The sequence below is a fragment of the Pseudoalteromonas sp. SANK 73390 genome, from assembly GCF_054966645.1.
Genome location: NZ_ARPN01000204.1, coordinates 1 through 14,912 on the forward strand (window position 1 = coordinate 1; position 14,912 = coordinate 14,912).

Below are 14,912 nucleotides of genomic sequence, written 5' to 3' on the forward strand. Positions count from 1 at the left end.
AGCTGTGATGTGAATTTGCCCTGGGCCAGCGTCGGCCACACTCACAACCTGTGAGCGGTCACGTTCGTTACGTAATGCAGTTTGGTCACGCGTGGGGGTATAACCCACAGTGCCTACAGCAATGTGCGAAATATTGATATGAATACCCGAGTCTTTGGCATTCGCGGCGGCATTGATACCCGCCTGAGTTATGATGGGGGTGTAGTCGCTCATTGGCATACCATCCTATTAGTTTGAATACATGTAGTGTTGATACTGGTAGCAATCACATGTGTGCTGGTGTGCAGCGTGTTATCGGGGGCACCAGCCAACGGCGTACGAGCGTTGACTATATTGCTCGCGGCTGATTGCACGGTATGTGCGCTAGTGTGCAGTGCGTTGTCAGGGCCGCCGATAAATTCACGCCGACTATTCACTGTGCTGTTCAGCGCTGACTGAATAACATGGCTGCTGGTGTGCAGCGAATTATCAGGTGCGCCAGTTAACTCGGCTCGACTATTGGCAACGTTGCTGTGTGCGGACTGAATAACGTGGCCGCTGGTGTGTAACGAGTTATCAGGTGCGCCAGTTAACTCGGCTCGACTATTCGCAATGTTACTCGTTGCTGATTGAACAACATGGCTACTGGTGTGCAATGTGTTATCAGGCCCCCCCGCAAAATCCATGCGCTGTACATTGCAGCTCGTTGTCGCTGACGCGATAGACATTGGCTGATCCATTTGCACACCCACGTTAAAGTCAATGTGGCTGCGGGTAGGTTTCATCGCCGCTACAATGCGCCATAACTGGGCCTGCAACTCAGGAGTTAGCAATGAATCACCTGTTTGGTTGAGGTTGTTACGCACCAACGCAATGAGTTTTGCGGTGTGTGGCACACCACCGTATTGCCACCATTCTTCAAGCTCTATATGGGCATTGAGCGCAGCCAATGCGCTTTTTACTGCGCCTGCGGTGCCTTTGATTCTGTGTGTTGGAATGCTCTGGGCTATCACACGACGCTTTATGGCTTCAGGCCATGTGCTGTCCCATTCATCTACGCTGAGCGCATGAGCCAACCACGGCAATAAATGCTCAGGGCATCGCTCCGCTGACCATAAATCACCGATTTGCACCGGCACGTCGTTCACGCGCGCGCTTGCCTGTTCCAACGCTTTCTCATGCTTGGTGCTTGTGCGCGGTAGTAATTGCTCAGACATGGCGACCCCCAACGGTGACACTGAGGTTTGTGCAATATGCTGCTTGATGACCGTACATCACTAAATCTGTTGTTGGCGAGTGTAGTTCAACCCGTTGCACACCTGGCAAATGCAGTGCTGCATAGAGTCCTGACAGGGTTATATCGCGGCCTAATTTATGATTGTCATTCACCCAGTTTTGCGCACTTTCTTGGGCTTGTATGCGCACACTCTCAGCATCGGGGCCAGGATATAAATGTAACGTCGCGCTTAGCGCATATTCAGTAATGTCGGTGGCACGTAGTCGAACGTGATCTGTAAGTGGTCGTACATCATCGGCACTGAGTGCGGCCATCACTGCTGCGTTTAGCTCACTGCTTGGTGCGCCGCTTTCCTCAGTTGATAACACGGTAATCGCCACATCACCTGGTTGTGGCTCGCTCAAGCCTGCGTCATACGTACACTGTAAAACTGTTGTACCAGTGGGTAACGTCGCTTGCTGCTCTTGCGTTAATTGTGCAACCGTAAACTGTGGGGCATCAACCGCCACGTCTTTAACTTGTGAGCTGGCTTTGAGTGCATGGAATACATAACCGCCTACAGGGCCTGCGGTGCTAAATCCTTCGAGTGCCAATTGAATACGTTCGCGGTAACGCTCGTTGGTTTCAAACGTTGGCGGAATGGGTGGGTTAGCCTCCGCGTCACCTGCATCAATCAGTTGGCGTTCAACACCAAAACGCGCGCCCAAATAATCCAGCTCCACGTCGGTAGCTTTAGCCAGTAGCACCGCTTCAGCCCCTTCGTTCACACGCTGGCGCACCATCAACTCTCGATACGCAAACACCTCAATCAATTTAACAGCGGGTTCACTTGCCAGGTTAATTTCAGCGTCAGCATAACGGGCTTTATACTCGTTCAACATCTCGTTTTTTATCTGTTCAAACGAGAGTGGTTCAATGATGTTTGGCGGTGGTAATTTGTCTAAATCAATCGCCGCAAAATTAATCATACTCATACAATCAACCCCTCTAACATCAGTGGTTTGCCATCAACCAAGTACATGCCCTCTAAATCAATCACCGTTTGGCCCTTGCCGTGGCTCGCCACTTTTACGCGGGTGAGTTTGTAGCGCGGTTCCCATTGTCTGAGCGCGCCAGCAACGGCGGCATAAATCTCAACGAGTGTTTGGTTATTACTTGGCGCATCGATTAAACGCGGTAAGTTCGAGCCGTAATCTGGGCGCATTACACGGCTACCCAATGGCGTAGTGAGAATGTCGCAGATTGATTGTTTTAGATGGTCTTTGGCACTGATAATGTGGCCTGTGTTTGCGTTCATCATTGCGGTTTTCCCGATGTTGCAACACCTGCACTGACATCGCCGTGTATGTGTTTTTGGGCTGATATACCGTCAGACGTCATATCACCACCCGTTTGAGTCACTGGGCTGTCGATGTTGGTTTGGCTGGCTTTCACATTAAAATTGCCGCCCGCCTCAATATTAAAATCACCGGCACTGCTCAAACTGGTGGAGCCGTCCACCGTCGCAACCACATCACCAGCAATATGAGCAGTAAGGTTGCCCGCAATATTAATCACCACATCTTTCGCGCAGTTCACATCAAGTACGCTGTTTTCACTGTCATACTGAATTTGCGTGCCATCGTTAAATAGCGTCACATCCATGTGCTCACTATTACTCGGGGAATGAAACTCGGTTGTGTATAGCAATTGAATAATCACGGCCTGCGTTGGCTCACCTGCGGGGCAGGCAATCAAACATTGAATGCCAGGCTTGAGCGGACGCCAACGAATGAAATTACGGCCCAACTCTGCGGGCCATGGGAGCCAGCCAGTAACTAGCTCGCCCACTTTTACGCGTACTTTTTGCGCTTCATGGTCCACCTCTTCAATCGTGCCGAGCATCAGCATATTGGCAAAACGGCGTATCAATTCAGCTAATTCAAAACTCATGGCGTCACCTCGAAATAATCAGGTTCATGGTCGGCACCAATTTTGGGGGCAATGCCCACGTATAAATCGGTTGGGGGCGGCTCTGCGGGTGCTTGGGGTTCTACATAGCGCACTAACTGACGCCAGCGGACAACCCATAGTGAGGTTGCGTGTCGGCCAGTTGCGGTTGTAAACAGGTTTTTAGCGGCAATGTCTGAGGCGCTATGTGCCAGCTCGTAACCAAAACCGTCGCCCTCGATGAGCTGGGTGATACCGTCTACAAAATTCACCGCGTCGTCTAATTGCTGATCAGCATTACCACCCGTAATGATGTACACCATGGGGATAACTGCACGGTCATATCCCTCATGAATATATTGCGGTGGTTCAACATACCCGAGTGTAACCAACATGCTCGGAGTGTGAGCGCCAATGCGCTCTAACTCTGTGCCATTTACCGTGCCTGGGTGCAATTCACATTCCAGCAAATCGGTAAATGTATCGCTGAGTTTGTCGCGTACTGCGCGCAAATATTTAGATAAACTCATATCCAGCCGCCAGTATTATTGCGACTGAATACCGAGCCTGCCGATTCCATTTCGGCCAAGTCGAGCGCCTGTGGCTCTGGCTCGCTGGCTTCTAATCCTAAACTCAGCTCACCTTTACTGATTTTGTTCAGTAGTTGCATGGCTGATTTTTTGTCCTCAGTCACACGCTCTGCGGGGCGTTGGTCAATGTCTGCACGCACAATGTTGACAGCAATGCGTTTTAAAATGCCTGGCACAGTGGGCAGTGGTAGTGGATAGCGCATGGCAACATGCGCATCAATCACCTCGTTAACGCTGGCAATGGCATTGGTTAAACGGGTTTCGTTTATTGCATGTTCGCCACGTTCAGCCGTGAGTTTTACCAACTCAGCCTCACCAACCTGTGCTATCAAATCATCACGCGTGCAGTACATATCATTCAGCCTTCATTACATTTTCTTGATACCACGTCCACGCCGCATCGCGTTGCTCAGCGGTTGGTGTCTGCTCTCCATCAACACCTTCAACCGTGAATGTCAGTTCATCGCATTTAGGCTTTTTGGTTAATGGTGATTTATCGTTCAGTAGATGGATTGATGCGATAATGTGCTCAAGTCCTTCGGGGGCACCTGAACAATCTAGAATCAAATCATCACCCACACTTTGTGAGTCCACACCGTTCCCTTGGCTAGTAAGCTCAATTGGCGAATTTTCCGTGACGCGAATGTGGGGATCAGCACGTAATATCGCCAGTGCATCTTCACTAAGTTGCTCTGCTGATAATTCGGTTTTACCCGACTCAAATTTAAAGCCAGCTCGGTGATAGTGTTGCTGACGCGGATTATGTACCGTGACAGACGGCAAACGAGTTTCCATAACATGCTCCTACCTTTTTAAAAGTGGGGCTAAGCCCCATGTATTTGGGCTTAATCCAACCACTCAGAGTCGAGGACTTGCACTTGGTTGTAATTGGTGTTGCTCGCACCACCTTCTTTTTGCATCGCCTTAATTAGCTGATTGGCTGCGGCTAAGTGCTCAGCACCAACAACAAGTAGGCTAGGTTTGAAACCTAAAGGGCGGCCTTTTTGGCTTTTCAGTTGCCTCATTTGCTTAAATGCCGCATTGAAGTTGTCGGCAGTGAGTTCGGCTTTAGACATAAATGCCTGTTGCCAGAATCCGTAACCCGCATTTACACGAGCATCAACGCCATACAAATATTCGTCGGCCATAAATACGCGGTCAGACGTGCCATCATCCGTTTTGGCAGTGAGTTTGTAATCTCGGCGTTTTTGGAAAATCAGCGGCTTGAGTGGACGTCTTGCATCCAGCAAGTACCAAGGCACGCCCGTCCCATCTTGGATGTTAGAAACTAGCTTTTTGTCTTTACCTTCACCAACTGGGTGTTCAGGGTCAAAAAATGGCTGGCCGTCGTAACATAGGTTCTTAGTACCGTTTGCTAAACATTCATAGACCAACTCGTCAGGATGTGTTGCAGCCGCGTAGCCCATGTCTTCAAACTTCTTGAACACGCCACCAAGCCTATTGTCTTCGATGTAATCTTTTAAAATACCTTCAGTCGCTTCAAACTTTTTATTTCTAAGCGAGTAAGTGTGTAATTCCATCTTGTTGACTTCACGATCACCAATCCATTCTCGTAGTTTTGAGAACTCGCCCATCCACGCATAGTCTTCGGTTGCTGTCGTTGATGACACTTCGGTGGCAATTTGTGACCATGTCGGCGTATAAAGCGAGCGGCCTTGCTGGAATGCCGTTTGTACGCCTGTATAAATTGAACGAACGACGTCTGCTGTAATGTCCATGTTAAACTCCTAGATTGACCCAAACGCCTCGGCTATCCACTTCGGTGATAGTCCCAGCCGTTGAGCGGGTATTGGTTGCTGAATCAATAGAAAGATTGCTGGTTGCATCAACAAAAAATGCGGTTTGCCCTACATGGGTTTCGTTAATGTCGCCACTGTTCGGGAACATGTGCTCGCCAATTTCAACCGAGCCACGGACCGCTTTATCAACACCTTGGCTGTTATCCACGGTTTCGCGCATAACGCCAGCGCATACGCCAACAGCCCCCACTGAAACCAATAAGCCACCGCTTAAAATTGCAGGCTTGTTTGCGATGAGCTTTGTGCTACCTGCCAATGGGTAGCCACGAAAGCGACCATCACGAGTTGCTATAGCGCTCATTGTTGTGCTCCTTTTTGCTTTTTGAATGCGTCAACATCGAGGCCCGACGCTTTGAGTACGGCCAAATCAGCGCTGTCTAGCTCGCCACTATCTTGGCCTTTGGGCGGTGCTTGCGTGGTGTTCGTCGTTTGCTGGCTCTTCAATGCGGCAATGGGTGTGCGCGCATCGAGTTGCGTTTTCAAAACAGCCGCGCCTTGCTGCTCGCCAAGCTGCTTAAAGTAGTTGCTTTCAGCAGCCGAGATGCGGCCCTCTTCACGGGCTTTTTCAATTTGCTGCTCAATTGATAGCGTGCTGTTTTCAGTGCGCAGGGTCGCGGTTTCAGTTGCTAATGCGTCATAGTCTGCGCGAGGCACCCACTTGGTTAAATCAACTTGGCCGTTGCCGCCAGCGGCTTTAAGTGCAGCAACTTGGTTGTTGGCATCACTTAACTGGTTGGTCAGTGCTGCGGTTTCTTCAGCTTTTGCTTTTAGCGTTGTGAGCGCCGTTGTCGCGGTTTGATAATGCTCATCAGTCGGTGTTTGGCCGTCAGGCACAACCACACCGAGTGCTGCGAGCAACTTCTGTGCTTCATTCATGGATTTATCTCCGATGGTTTCGGTTTTGAGTGCAACGACCTTGGCCATACCGTCTAGGCCAGGGTCGTTGGTTAATGCAAAATGTCGAAATTTGATGGGGCGGCCATCGTAGCCGTAGTCGAAAACTGGGCTAACAAAGCGGTACTCGTCTTTGCGCAGGTACGCCGCAGCTTTGTCGTTCCATTTAACGTTGAGCGCAAATACACCTTGTCCTGGCACGTATTCAAATGCAGTGGGTTTTATCCAGCCAGCGGCGGGAGCTTCTTTACCGTTGCTTTCGGCAAAAATAGTCTGGTGTTCGTAATCAAAGTGCAGGTCGTTAGTGCGCTCGTCTAAGTGGCGTTTAAGCAACGTCCAAGCGGCTTGGTCCATCAACCATGCTTTGTGCTCGGTGTCTTGCGGGCGGCCATCGCCAGCACTAAAAAATCCATCAGGCACAACTTGTACACGTGGGCTTATACCGTTTTCATCAATCTCAATATCAGAGATTTTACAAATCGCAGTACCAATCTGGCCGCTGGGTCTGTTAGACAAAACCGCCAAAAATGCGCCGTCCATAGCGCGGGTGCGTCCCAATTGCTGCTTGCGGTCTCTCGTAGTGTTATGCATTGCTGACACCATGTGTTAGTTCGTGGGATCAGTATCTGATTTAGCGCGGGGAATGTATTTTAACCTGGGTTAAAAAAATCTAGTGGGCTTACAGTGTGTAAAACATTGCTATATGTAAGACATTGCCCATAGATATGTGTATTTATCCTATGTAATATTGCTGGATGTGGAAACAATATTATATAGGAGTCGAGGGAGTTGACAGCAGGTCAAATGTGTCCTTGACTATATATGGAGAGGCGTTAAAATGCGCCACCCAGTTAAATTTAGCTGGTTTTAGGAGGTCGAGTATGGGTGAAATTTTACAATCCATTAAGCAGTTTCTAGCCCCAGGGATTGATGAGAGTAAGAACGCTGAAATACATGTCCTTTCTCGCCGAGATGGATCTTTTCACGTTGATGAAAAATCATTCCGAGAAAGTGTCGTTGTTAAAAAGCAAATTAAGTCGCTAAGAAAAGCTGAAGAACAAAGAGAACGAGCCTGATTAATTCGTTCTAGAAGTTAACTGAAAGGGAGCTGAGGCTCCCTTTTGGGTTACTGGAGTAAAAGGATATTTATGATAAAGCCCACTATATTATTAGTGCTTTTAGTGACGATTGTAGGTTATGTTTTTTGCATACGCTGTCACTTAACTAACCCCAAGTTCTGCAAATCTGACGGTTATCATACATTTTTGAACTCTGCTGTATGGGGAACAATTTTAATGATAATAGCAACTGTCATTTTATATTTTTTTAATTGCTTCGATAATCAGGCTGGCTTTTTTACAAATGGTGTAATGACTATTATTCGAGAGGTGTTCCCTCAAATATACTTTCCCCAGTATGGAATTAACCTAGCGCAAATTGTACTGTTCGCATTGCTCCATTCTTTTCTAATACCATCCATACTTATGTTCAGTGCTACTTTTGTTACAGGCGAGTCTCGTCAATACGTTCGCGCTCTGGCATTTAGAGAAATAGCCCACACGGATGACTCACCAGAGTTTACGTCTATTTTTTATCAGAGTTGGGATTTTGGTCTTCCCATCGCTTTTACACTATCAAATCGCAAAGTATATATAGGTTATGCCTTTACTGGTGGCACGCACTTAAACGATATCATGGTACTCCCATTACGCAGTGGTTACAGGAGTAAGGAGGAGAACCGTCTAGAGATTGTCACAAACTACGAGCCTGTATGGGATGAGTTAGAGGATGAATTTATAGAAGCACTAGAGGTTGAGTCAGAGGACGGATTAGAAGATGAATTAGAAGTCGATGATGAACCAGTGAACCTACACAAGTTCTTAATCAGTATACCTGTTCGTGAAATAGTACATGCAAATTTGCACGATTTTGAGTACAAGGATAAGTTTAGCAGATATGAAGTATCACGAAGAGAAGATCAAAATGAGAAAGTGGGTATTGTTGCTACAGCATTGCAAAAAGTATTTAACCTCGACAAATAGCGCAAAATACATTCGTTAGAAACGTCCCGAAACGTATTTGACGCTGTTATCTCTACTTGAGTCACACCATCGTAGCCCAAAACGCGCTCAGCGCGTTCTAGTGGCGTACAGCGGTCATTGCAAAATCGTCTGCGCGTATCATTATTTCATCAACATCGTCGTTACTCACGCCTACAAACTCACGGGCTTCTACTGCGGCGGGTCCTGGTGCCATATCATCTGTGCCGCCCCATTGCATGAGTGCGGCCTGTACTCGATTAGAACCAAACTCCATGGCATCACTGTCAGCGTCATACGCGAGGGTGTCGCGCAAAAAATCATTCTCGCGCAAAATGCTATTGCGGTTTTTAGTTTTACGTTTTTTGGTTGACTCTTTCAGCGGTGCCCATGGTGTGCCATCGGGTGCTTGCTCTTTGGCAAAACGCTCAGCCGTTGATAGCTGCATGTATTCGCCAATATCCCGATGCAGTGCGGTGCGGTCTTGTACGTTATCAACAATTTGGTTGAGTTCGCGGGCTATCTGTTTGCTGTCAAAATTAATATTGAGTTTAACGCCGCTCATTGCTCGCTCCGTATTTGTGCTAGCCGTTCACTGGGTTTGGTTGCACCTTGTGCATAGTCAAAGCCAGGATCTACACCTAAAGGCACCTCGTGAACTTCACCTGTCTTTTTGTTTACCCAGTCGTAGGTGCCGTCGTTCGGTGCGGTGCCAACGGGCAAACCAAGGCGCTGCAAGTCTCGATTACTCAAAGCAAACACTCTGCATTTACACCCCCAGCCATTGCTGGGGTAGTGCTCCCGCCACCATGGATCATCTGCGGGCAATACCAAAGTGTGCCACTTTAAGTGAAGTTCACGCGGATTCTCGCTGTCGCCGTGGCGATACATCCAATACGGCCGCGTGGCCTTTACAGCCTGCAATTGCTGCCAGCGCCCAGCGTTGTATGATTGGCGCAGATTGGTTTCGTAAATCACATGGCTGCGCCAGCCAGCGTTGCCCACGTAGTCCCAGCCTGCTTTTTTGACTATCTCAGCAAACTGGGCTTGAAACTCTTTTAAACTGATACCCTCAGCAATGGCCTTGTCTACGGCTTCACGCAGGCTCTCTAGCAAATCGTCTTCAACTGCACCCGCAATCACAAACGCATGGTCGTGGGCTTCTTGCCATATTTCATCCCACGATTCACTAGGCAAGCTCAACTTTTCTTTAAAGAAAGTGATAGCCTCTTTAAATGGTAGCGCGCCATATTCAACGGCCATCGTTTACCTCCATGCGGCCCAATAGCGTACTGGCCGCTATGGCGAGTTGCATTTGAGCGCCGAGTTCGCTGGTGTCCAGTTCGCCAGCTAGATCAATGATTGAATCACGCAACTGCTCTAAGCTGTTAGCTTTTAAAACCGCTTGCTTAACTGGCTCTATAAGCGTGTCCATGAGCGGCCCCGCAACCGTACGTAACTGCTGTTCAATCACAGCCAAATCATCGTCAGGCGCTTGTGGCTCAGTTGTTTTGAGTGCTGCGGTTTTAAGTGCCGCTGGCTCCGCTGGGGTCGCACTTACTCGCGTTAAAACAGGTTCGTCATTTTCTGGGGCTGGTATTTGCAATTTGTCTTGCACATAGCGCACCGGTATCGGCATACCCACATCAACGAGCTTGGGCACACTTTCGGCATACAGCTTTATATCTTCAGGTTCACTTAAATCAAATTCAAAACGTGGCGCTCGCCGTGGGCCTGTGTACGAGCGGCCATTGAGCGCAAACAGTGGGTAAACAATATCGCGGGTGATTGTGGCGGCCAGCTCCATGGCGTCAGACTCTATAATGTCGTCCATCACATCTTGATGTACACGGCTAAGTGCGTTTGTAGACGTTGCGCCATCGGCTTGTCCTGTTAGCGTTCCACCTAGCAGGGCCTTACTTTGTGTTTTTTCACACCACGCAACAAAGTCTAAAAACGGGTTCGCCTGTCCCTTAGCTGCCTCTTTAAAATCAATTTCCATGCCCTTGGGGATTATGCCGCCTGCGTTGTGGCCGATGCTAAGAACCGCACGCATGAGCGTGGCTTTCTCTTTGGTGCTTGCGCCTGCGGGGTATTTACCAATCTTGCTGGGTAGCCCGTATATCTCTAAAAACTCGGCTAAGTCTCGTATGCTGTAATTTTTAAATAGGTGTGGCCACGCCAAATTGCTGGTTAATCCTGCTCGATGTAAGTAGCCAGATTTACTGCGGCTAACATGTGTTACCCAGCCAAATGGGTTGAGTGCCACGCCACTTGGGTCATCGCTACGCAGTCGCAGTTCGTTGCGGTTGTCGGGTGCGGTTTGAAATAGCCCTTGCTCTCTAAAGCTCGCGGCGCTGATCACATGGGTTTTCTCGTAATACTCCCAGCTCAATTCGCACGCACTGAACGATTTTAAAATGCCATCGGTCAGGTCAAACAGCAGATCATTAAACCAAGTCGCGTCCTCTAAAATCTCAGTGATCAAAGCTGCGTCTTTTTTCTCTTGCTCAGTAGCATTACGGGGCGGTTTGATTATCCACGGCAACGAGCGTACAGCACGGCGACGCTTTCCAAGCTCCGCAATTAGGTGTGAGTCTTTGTCTTCCATGTCGGTTGCCAAATCAACGAGCGCGGCCAAGTCACCTTGCTCAACTCTGCGCATTAAGCGGGTTAGTTTCTGTGGTGTTAGCCCCTGTGTTGGGTGGTCGCTGTAGCGCTTCATCAACTGCTGAACGCGCGCGTTATCGTCCGTTTGTTGCTCGTCTAGGTTTAACTCAAACGGGTCGCCGTTCAAATTTACAATTTTTGATTGAGCCATTTAGTAGCATCCTCCGCTGGCTTCCAGCGCGTCATATTCAAAATCGTCATCGTCGTGGTCTTCATCATTGGCAGAGCCAAGCGCAGTAAACTCAATTGGGCAACCGTCCATCTCTACAGCTCGCACTAGCATGGCAATGCTAATGGCGCTATCTCCATGGCGCTTCTCGCCCGAGGTGTCGGTGGTCTTGCCTTTATCTATTTGGGCTATGCCATCTTTAAGTTTGATTTGGCCGAGGTCGTCTAACACATCTTGGTCTTTGGGTAGCGAGATGTTATTCATCTCAAAGTAGTCTTTAAGCTTTGGCATCCATTCTCGATACCACGCTTGTGATAAATGCACACAATCAACCATTTCAGTGCCGTACTTGAGCATCGCGGCTTCGGCTAAATAGCCACCGTTACCTGTAGCGTCGAATGCTAAGCCACGCAAACGTGGTAAACGCGATGTGATGTAAAACATGATCTGGCGTTGCTGGTCATAGGTGACGTTGCGCAGCTCAACAATAAATGGCACCAAAAGACGGGTGTCTTGCGCTATCTCGCCCACACTAAACACAGACAAGTCACCCTTACGTGCAAAGTCTTCACCAAAGGCATGGCTAAGCTCGGGGTTTAATTTTTCAATTAGCGGTAGAACATGTTCCTTACACCACTTGTCAACTTCTCTGACTCGTTGGTCTTCGGTCCACGTTTCAAAGTCGTCAGGGGCTTTAAAGCGCACAACCTTAAAGTCTTTGGTGAGCGCACGTTCTCGCATTCGGCGGCTGAGGTATTGGCCCGCACCTTGGCTAGGCACACAATATAGCTCCTCATTAGCCGCTTCTTTAGAGGTGTAATAGTTAACTTGCTCAGCCAACCATTTATCTTCAGCCTCTTGGCTCCACTCTCTACCAGCCATTAAGCAAATGCGTTTGTACAATCCATCACGCAATGCTCGGTCAATCGGTATATGGTGGACTGAGTAACTTTTCTCGCCACGACGAGCCTGTGTGATCATGGTATTAAACAGATTGTCTACACCATTGTGCGTGGAGATGATCCTGATTTTTCCACCCCACATTGTGAGCGAAACTGCTGCTTTCATTACCTCGTCAGCATTATTGTGGAATGCAAACTCATCAAGAACCACATTACCCTGACGACCACGCAATGCCCGAGGGTTAGAACTCAACGCGACAATTTTTTTACCCGTGGTAGGAAATTTTACCTCAAAGGTATTAATACTTTTTTTAGTGCCGTCCTCGTCTTCATCCTCAAAAATGCTTTCTTCAATCTGGCCCATAACCATATTGAGCTTACGCGCCCAGAATGCGCATGCCTCGATAAATTCCTTAGCCATTTCTTTGTCTGAGCCAAGATAGTAAGTGTTTTGTGGGCTGGTCTCACTCACAGCACTCATAACGTCGTCTAGCGCTTCAGAAAATGTAAGGCCAGTACGTCGGCTTTTTTCTGCGATCTTGATAACCGAATCATCGTTCATCCAGTCGCGCTGGTACTGAAATAAAATATCGGTACTTAGCGCAATAGCCAATGAGCCTGTAATTTTATTAAGGGGCAAATCGCCTGTGTCTAATACATCAGTCACGTTGTAAACCTAGAATGTCGCGTTTAAAGAAGGCCAGCATTTCGGTGGGGGTTTGGGGTAGAGATTCATTTTTGGCTTTTTGTTCCAGCTCTTTGGCAAGCTCTTCTGCGTATGCTTTCTTAATTTCCTGCTCTCGTTTGTGACTCCGAGATGCTGCTGCTTCAAGTCGTTGAACGGCTAGCATCGCCTCTTTAATTGTATCTAAGTCCACAGCCTCGTCAGATGACGGGTTGAGCATTTGTTGCTGCATTGCTTTAAATAGCTGAGTGCGGGCCATCTCTAAAATTAATTTGGTCACTTCACCAGTTGGTTTGTCTCCCAGTTCGGCAACCAACGCAGTTGATGCGGCACGAGTTTCACGTAAGCTTTTTGCTATTGCTTCATGCTTCTGTGCATGACGACTCAACCCAGAGCGAGATATAGTCGCCTCTTCATCCATGCCCGCATCGAGAATGCGTTGGTTCACAGCCTCTAAAATATCAGCCTGTGAATTACCGCTATCACGCAGCATCTCATCCAACATTTTTTTAATGCTCTCAGGCAGCATGTCGATTTTTGAGGGTTTGCCTCTGCGTACAGCGTCACTCATGGCTACATGCTCCGAGGTGCGGGGCGTTTAATGCCTGGTACTGTGCTCGTACCTTCAGCTACATCAATGCCAGCGCTCGTAATGCGTGCAACCCATGTATTTTCGCTGAGCTTTTCGTTTTTAACGTAGCCGTTTTGCTCAAGCCAATTCAGCAGGGTTTTAAGTTGGTCTAGGCTGCAACCAAGGCCAAATCGTTTAAGCACGTCGCGTAACATGCTGGTGTTTGCGCCGTAGTCGGCAGACTCTTTAAGCGCAATTAAAATGCTGATACGTTGATGCTCAGCTTGTACTTGATCAATCGGCATTGCGTTTCTCTCTCAGTTCGTTTTCCATTAGTAAATCAGTGAGCTTTTGCACGTTACTCAGTGCAGGCTTTACCGATTCAATGTTGGTGTTTAAGCCTTCAATTTTTAATTCCAGTTCGTGTAAATCATCTTTGGTGGGCATTTTTTCAATTTGCCGTTCCAGATCCCTTACATCGTCACTTACCGCGCGTTTTACTTCGGCTAATTGTTCCTGTAGCTCACTTTTGTATGCGGCCAGTTGTTCGTGAAATTCGGTTTTATGTGTGCTGAGTTGGTTTTGTACATTGGTTTGCGTGTCGCTTACCTGTTGCTGAGCCGTGGCTTTGTAGCTATTAAACTCTTTGCGTGAGGGGAACCGTACATACAAAAATGCCATGATGAATACACCCATCACACCCAGCGCCCACACAATCACTGTTTGCCATTTTTGAAAAAACTCATACATGGTTAAACTCCATTTACTCGTTGTTTGCGCTCAATCAGCGATTGGCAATCAACGCAGGTTGTGCAGTTGTGAATGGCATCACGGCGGGCCTGTGGTATCTCAGCGCCGCATTCTTCGCATTCGTCTAAATCCACATCAGCACCGGTGAATTGTTTGCTATGCTCAGCAAGCTTACGGCTCATTGATTCGTCAATGAGCTTTTGTGCTTTATCAGCTATGTCCATTTTTTGGCTTCCTTATATTTTGAATGGCCGAGACAGCCATGCTTTTAACGCTGGGGGCGGCTTTCTCAACTGTGCGCCCAATCACATAGCCACCTATGCCGAGTTGCAACAGCTCCCATGCTTGTTCGCTGAGCCTAAACGCCAGCACGCCGAACGAGTCCAGCACAATGAGTACTAGAAAGGTCAGCATAGTGATGGGTCGCCATATGCGTTGTAGCAGGCTTTCGCCTTTGGCTTCAGCGGTAATAATTTGAGATTGTGCGGCAAGCACTTGGCCCTGTAGTTCAATCACTTTGCTTTCGAGCTGCAAACGCTCGCTGACAATTAAATTGTCTATACGGGTTAACTCTAAGTTGAGCTTTAGCCGCTCTTCGTCTGACGTAAAAACATCATCCAATAAATTGCCCAGTACGGAGCCTAATCCCACCCAATCACTCATCACGTTCTCCAAAT

Annotated in this window: 22 protein-coding genes; 2 read left to right on the top strand and 20 right to left on the bottom strand. The window is 48.2% G+C overall.

The annotated features are described in order from the left end of the window. From SANK73390_RS22235 to SANK73390_RS22285, 11 genes are all read right to left on the bottom strand, one after another. Positions 1-213: phage tail-collar fiber domain-containing protein (locus SANK73390_RS22235; RefSeq protein ID WP_462768473.1), on the bottom strand; the 213-nt coding region annotated here is incomplete at its 3' end. Further along, on the bottom strand, positions 210-1,196 hold the full coding sequence (locus SANK73390_RS22240; RefSeq protein WP_462768474.1) for a phage tail protein I: 987 nt from the start codon (positions 1,194-1,196) through the stop codon (positions 210-212). The genes SANK73390_RS22235 and SANK73390_RS22240, both read right to left, overlap by 4 nt. Continuing rightward, the gene (locus SANK73390_RS22245) at positions 1,189-2,190 is read right to left on the bottom strand and encodes a baseplate assembly protein (protein WP_462768475.1); all 1,002 of its coding nucleotides are present in this window, start codon (positions 2,188-2,190) and stop codon (positions 1,189-1,191) included. The genes SANK73390_RS22240 and SANK73390_RS22245 overlap by 8 nt, the downstream gene beginning before the upstream one ends. After that, positions 2,187-2,516 (bottom strand): GPW/gp25 family protein, encoded by a 330-nt coding sequence (locus tag SANK73390_RS22250; RefSeq protein WP_462768476.1) that lies wholly within the window; start codon positions 2,514-2,516, stop codon positions 2,187-2,189. Before SANK73390_RS22250 ends, SANK73390_RS22245 begins: the two co-directional genes overlap by 4 nt. Beyond that, entirely contained in the window at positions 2,513-3,148 is a 636-nt protein-coding gene (locus SANK73390_RS22255; protein WP_462768478.1) for a phage baseplate assembly protein V, read from the bottom strand. Before SANK73390_RS22255 ends, SANK73390_RS22250 begins: the two co-directional genes overlap by 4 nt. Next, on the bottom strand, positions 3,145-3,675 hold the full coding sequence (locus tag SANK73390_RS22260; RefSeq protein ID WP_462768480.1) for a hypothetical protein: 531 nt from the start codon (positions 3,673-3,675) through the stop codon (positions 3,145-3,147). The genes SANK73390_RS22255 and SANK73390_RS22260 overlap by 4 nt, the downstream gene beginning before the upstream one ends. Next, positions 3,672-4,088, bottom strand: a complete 417-nt coding sequence (locus tag SANK73390_RS22265) for a gp436 family protein (protein WP_462768481.1) — start codon at positions 4,086-4,088, stop codon at positions 3,672-3,674. Before SANK73390_RS22265 ends, SANK73390_RS22260 begins: the two co-directional genes overlap by 4 nt. A 1-nt stretch (position 4,089) precedes the next feature. Further along, positions 4,090-4,530 (bottom strand): hypothetical protein, encoded by a 441-nt coding sequence (locus SANK73390_RS22270; RefSeq protein ID WP_462768482.1) that lies wholly within the window; start codon positions 4,528-4,530, stop codon positions 4,090-4,092. A 50-nt stretch (positions 4,531-4,580) separates the two neighbouring features. Beyond that, the gene (locus SANK73390_RS22275; RefSeq protein ID WP_462768484.1) at positions 4,581-5,474 is read right to left on the bottom strand and encodes a Mu-like prophage major head subunit gpT family protein; all 894 of its coding nucleotides are present in this window, start codon (positions 5,472-5,474) and stop codon (positions 4,581-4,583) included. Position 5,475: 1 nt separating this feature from the next. Continuing rightward, the gene (locus SANK73390_RS22280; RefSeq protein ID WP_462768486.1) at positions 5,476-5,856 is read right to left on the bottom strand and encodes a hypothetical protein; all 381 of its coding nucleotides are present in this window, start codon (positions 5,854-5,856) and stop codon (positions 5,476-5,478) included. Beyond that, positions 5,853-7,040, bottom strand: coding sequence for a phage protease (locus SANK73390_RS22285; RefSeq protein WP_462768488.1), 1,188 nt, complete (start codon positions 7,038-7,040; stop codon positions 5,853-5,855). The genes SANK73390_RS22280 and SANK73390_RS22285 overlap by 4 nt, the downstream gene beginning before the upstream one ends. A gap of 290 nt (positions 7,041-7,330) precedes the next feature. Here SANK73390_RS22285 and SANK73390_RS22290 point away from each other — a divergent pair, with 290 nt between their 5' ends. Further along, entirely contained in the window at positions 7,331-7,525 is a 195-nt protein-coding gene (locus SANK73390_RS22290) for a hypothetical protein (RefSeq protein ID WP_462767367.1), read from the top strand. 219 nt (positions 7,526-7,744) lie between these two features. Next, the gene (locus SANK73390_RS22295) at positions 7,745-8,491 is read left to right on the top strand and encodes a hypothetical protein (RefSeq protein WP_462768490.1); all 747 of its coding nucleotides are present in this window, start codon (positions 7,745-7,747) and stop codon (positions 8,489-8,491) included. Positions 8,492-8,588: 97 nt separating this feature from the next. Here the strand turns inward: SANK73390_RS22295 and SANK73390_RS22300 are convergent, their stop codons facing one another. The 9 genes from SANK73390_RS22300 to SANK73390_RS22340 form a co-directional block, all read right to left on the bottom strand. Then, the gene (locus SANK73390_RS22300; protein WP_462768491.1) at positions 8,589-9,053 is read right to left on the bottom strand and encodes a phage virion morphogenesis protein; all 465 of its coding nucleotides are present in this window, start codon (positions 9,051-9,053) and stop codon (positions 8,589-8,591) included. After that, a complete protein-coding gene (locus SANK73390_RS22305) occupies positions 9,050-9,751 on the bottom strand; it encodes a phage head morphogenesis protein (RefSeq protein ID WP_462768493.1) in 702 nt (233 codons plus the stop codon). The genes SANK73390_RS22300 and SANK73390_RS22305 overlap by 4 nt, the downstream gene beginning before the upstream one ends. Beyond that, positions 9,741-11,309: a DUF935 domain-containing protein gene (locus SANK73390_RS22310; RefSeq protein WP_462768495.1), complete on the bottom strand. Its 1,569-nt coding sequence runs from the start codon at positions 11,307-11,309 to the stop codon at positions 9,741-9,743. The genes SANK73390_RS22305 and SANK73390_RS22310 overlap by 11 nt, the downstream gene beginning before the upstream one ends. After that, on the bottom strand, positions 11,310-12,896 hold the full coding sequence (locus SANK73390_RS22315) for a terminase large subunit domain-containing protein (protein ID WP_462768497.1): 1,587 nt from the start codon (positions 12,894-12,896) through the stop codon (positions 11,310-11,312). Then, positions 12,889-13,485, bottom strand: coding sequence for a DUF3486 family protein (locus SANK73390_RS22320; protein WP_462768499.1), 597 nt, complete (start codon positions 13,483-13,485; stop codon positions 12,889-12,891). Before SANK73390_RS22320 ends, SANK73390_RS22315 begins: the two co-directional genes overlap by 8 nt. Before the next feature lie 2 nt (positions 13,486-13,487). Continuing rightward, the gene (locus SANK73390_RS22325) at positions 13,488-13,790 is read right to left on the bottom strand and encodes a VpaChn25_0724 family phage protein (RefSeq protein WP_462768500.1); all 303 of its coding nucleotides are present in this window, start codon (positions 13,788-13,790) and stop codon (positions 13,488-13,490) included. Next, positions 13,780-14,235, bottom strand: a complete 456-nt coding sequence (locus SANK73390_RS22330; RefSeq protein WP_462768501.1) for a DUF2730 family protein — start codon at positions 14,233-14,235, stop codon at positions 13,780-13,782. The genes SANK73390_RS22325 and SANK73390_RS22330 overlap by 11 nt, the downstream gene beginning before the upstream one ends. A 2-nt stretch (positions 14,236-14,237) precedes the next feature. Continuing rightward, a complete protein-coding gene (locus SANK73390_RS22335) occupies positions 14,238-14,459 on the bottom strand; it encodes a TraR/DksA C4-type zinc finger protein (RefSeq protein WP_462768503.1) in 222 nt (73 codons plus the stop codon). After that, on the bottom strand, positions 14,446-14,912 hold a 467-nt coding region (locus tag SANK73390_RS22340), incomplete at its 5' end, for a 3TM-type holin (RefSeq protein WP_462768504.1). The genes SANK73390_RS22340 and SANK73390_RS22335, both read right to left, overlap by 14 nt.

Bases quoted from the DNA above. Each gene is read 5' to 3' on its own strand.
- SANK73390_RS22280 (WP_462768486.1), bottom strand. From the start codon at position 5,856: ATGAGCGCTATAGCAACTCGTGATGGTCGCTTTCGTGGCTACCCATTG.
- SANK73390_RS22260 (WP_462768480.1), bottom strand. From the start codon at position 3,675: ATGAGTTTATCTAAATATTTGCGCGCAGTACGCGACAAACTCAGCGAT.
- SANK73390_RS22240 (WP_462768474.1), bottom strand. From the start codon at position 1,196: ATGTCTGAGCAATTACTACCGCGCACAAGCACCAAGCATGAGAAAGCG.
- SANK73390_RS22265 (WP_462768481.1), bottom strand. From the start codon at position 4,088: ATGTACTGCACGCGTGATGATTTGATAGCACAGGTTGGTGAGGCTGAG.
- SANK73390_RS22245 (WP_462768475.1), bottom strand. From the start codon at position 2,190: ATGAGTATGATTAATTTTGCGGCGATTGATTTAGACAAATTACCACCG.
- SANK73390_RS22275 (WP_462768484.1), bottom strand. From the start codon at position 5,474: ATGGACATTACAGCAGACGTCGTTCGTTCAATTTATACAGGCGTACAA.
- SANK73390_RS22295 (WP_462768490.1), top strand. From the start codon at position 7,745: ATGATAATAGCAACTGTCATTTTATATTTTTTTAATTGCTTCGATAAT.
- SANK73390_RS22250 (WP_462768476.1), bottom strand. From the start codon at position 2,516: ATGATGAACGCAAACACAGGCCACATTATCAGTGCCAAAGACCATCTA.
- SANK73390_RS22285 (WP_462768488.1), bottom strand. From the start codon at position 7,040: ATGCATAACACTACGAGAGACCGCAAGCAGCAATTGGGACGCACCCGC.
- SANK73390_RS22335 (WP_462768503.1), bottom strand. From the start codon at position 14,459: ATGGACATAGCTGATAAAGCACAAAAGCTCATTGACGAATCAATGAGC.
- SANK73390_RS22325 (WP_462768500.1), bottom strand. From the start codon at position 13,790: ATGCCGATTGATCAAGTACAAGCTGAGCATCAACGTATCAGCATTTTA.
- SANK73390_RS22310 (WP_462768495.1), bottom strand. From the start codon at position 11,309: ATGGCTCAATCAAAAATTGTAAATTTGAACGGCGACCCGTTTGAGTTA.
- SANK73390_RS22305 (WP_462768493.1), bottom strand. From the start codon at position 9,751: ATGGCCGTTGAATATGGCGCGCTACCATTTAAAGAGGCTATCACTTTC.
- SANK73390_RS22330 (WP_462768501.1), bottom strand. From the start codon at position 14,235: ATGTATGAGTTTTTTCAAAAATGGCAAACAGTGATTGTGTGGGCGCTG.
- SANK73390_RS22290 (WP_462767367.1), top strand. From the start codon at position 7,331: ATGGGTGAAATTTTACAATCCATTAAGCAGTTTCTAGCCCCAGGGATT.
- SANK73390_RS22270 (WP_462768482.1), bottom strand. From the start codon at position 4,530: ATGGAAACTCGTTTGCCGTCTGTCACGGTACATAATCCGCGTCAGCAA.
- SANK73390_RS22320 (WP_462768499.1), bottom strand. From the start codon at position 13,485: ATGAGTGACGCTGTACGCAGAGGCAAACCCTCAAAAATCGACATGCTG.
- SANK73390_RS22300 (WP_462768491.1), bottom strand. From the start codon at position 9,053: ATGAGCGGCGTTAAACTCAATATTAATTTTGACAGCAAACAGATAGCC.
- SANK73390_RS22255 (WP_462768478.1), bottom strand. From the start codon at position 3,148: ATGAGTTTTGAATTAGCTGAATTGATACGCCGTTTTGCCAATATGCTG.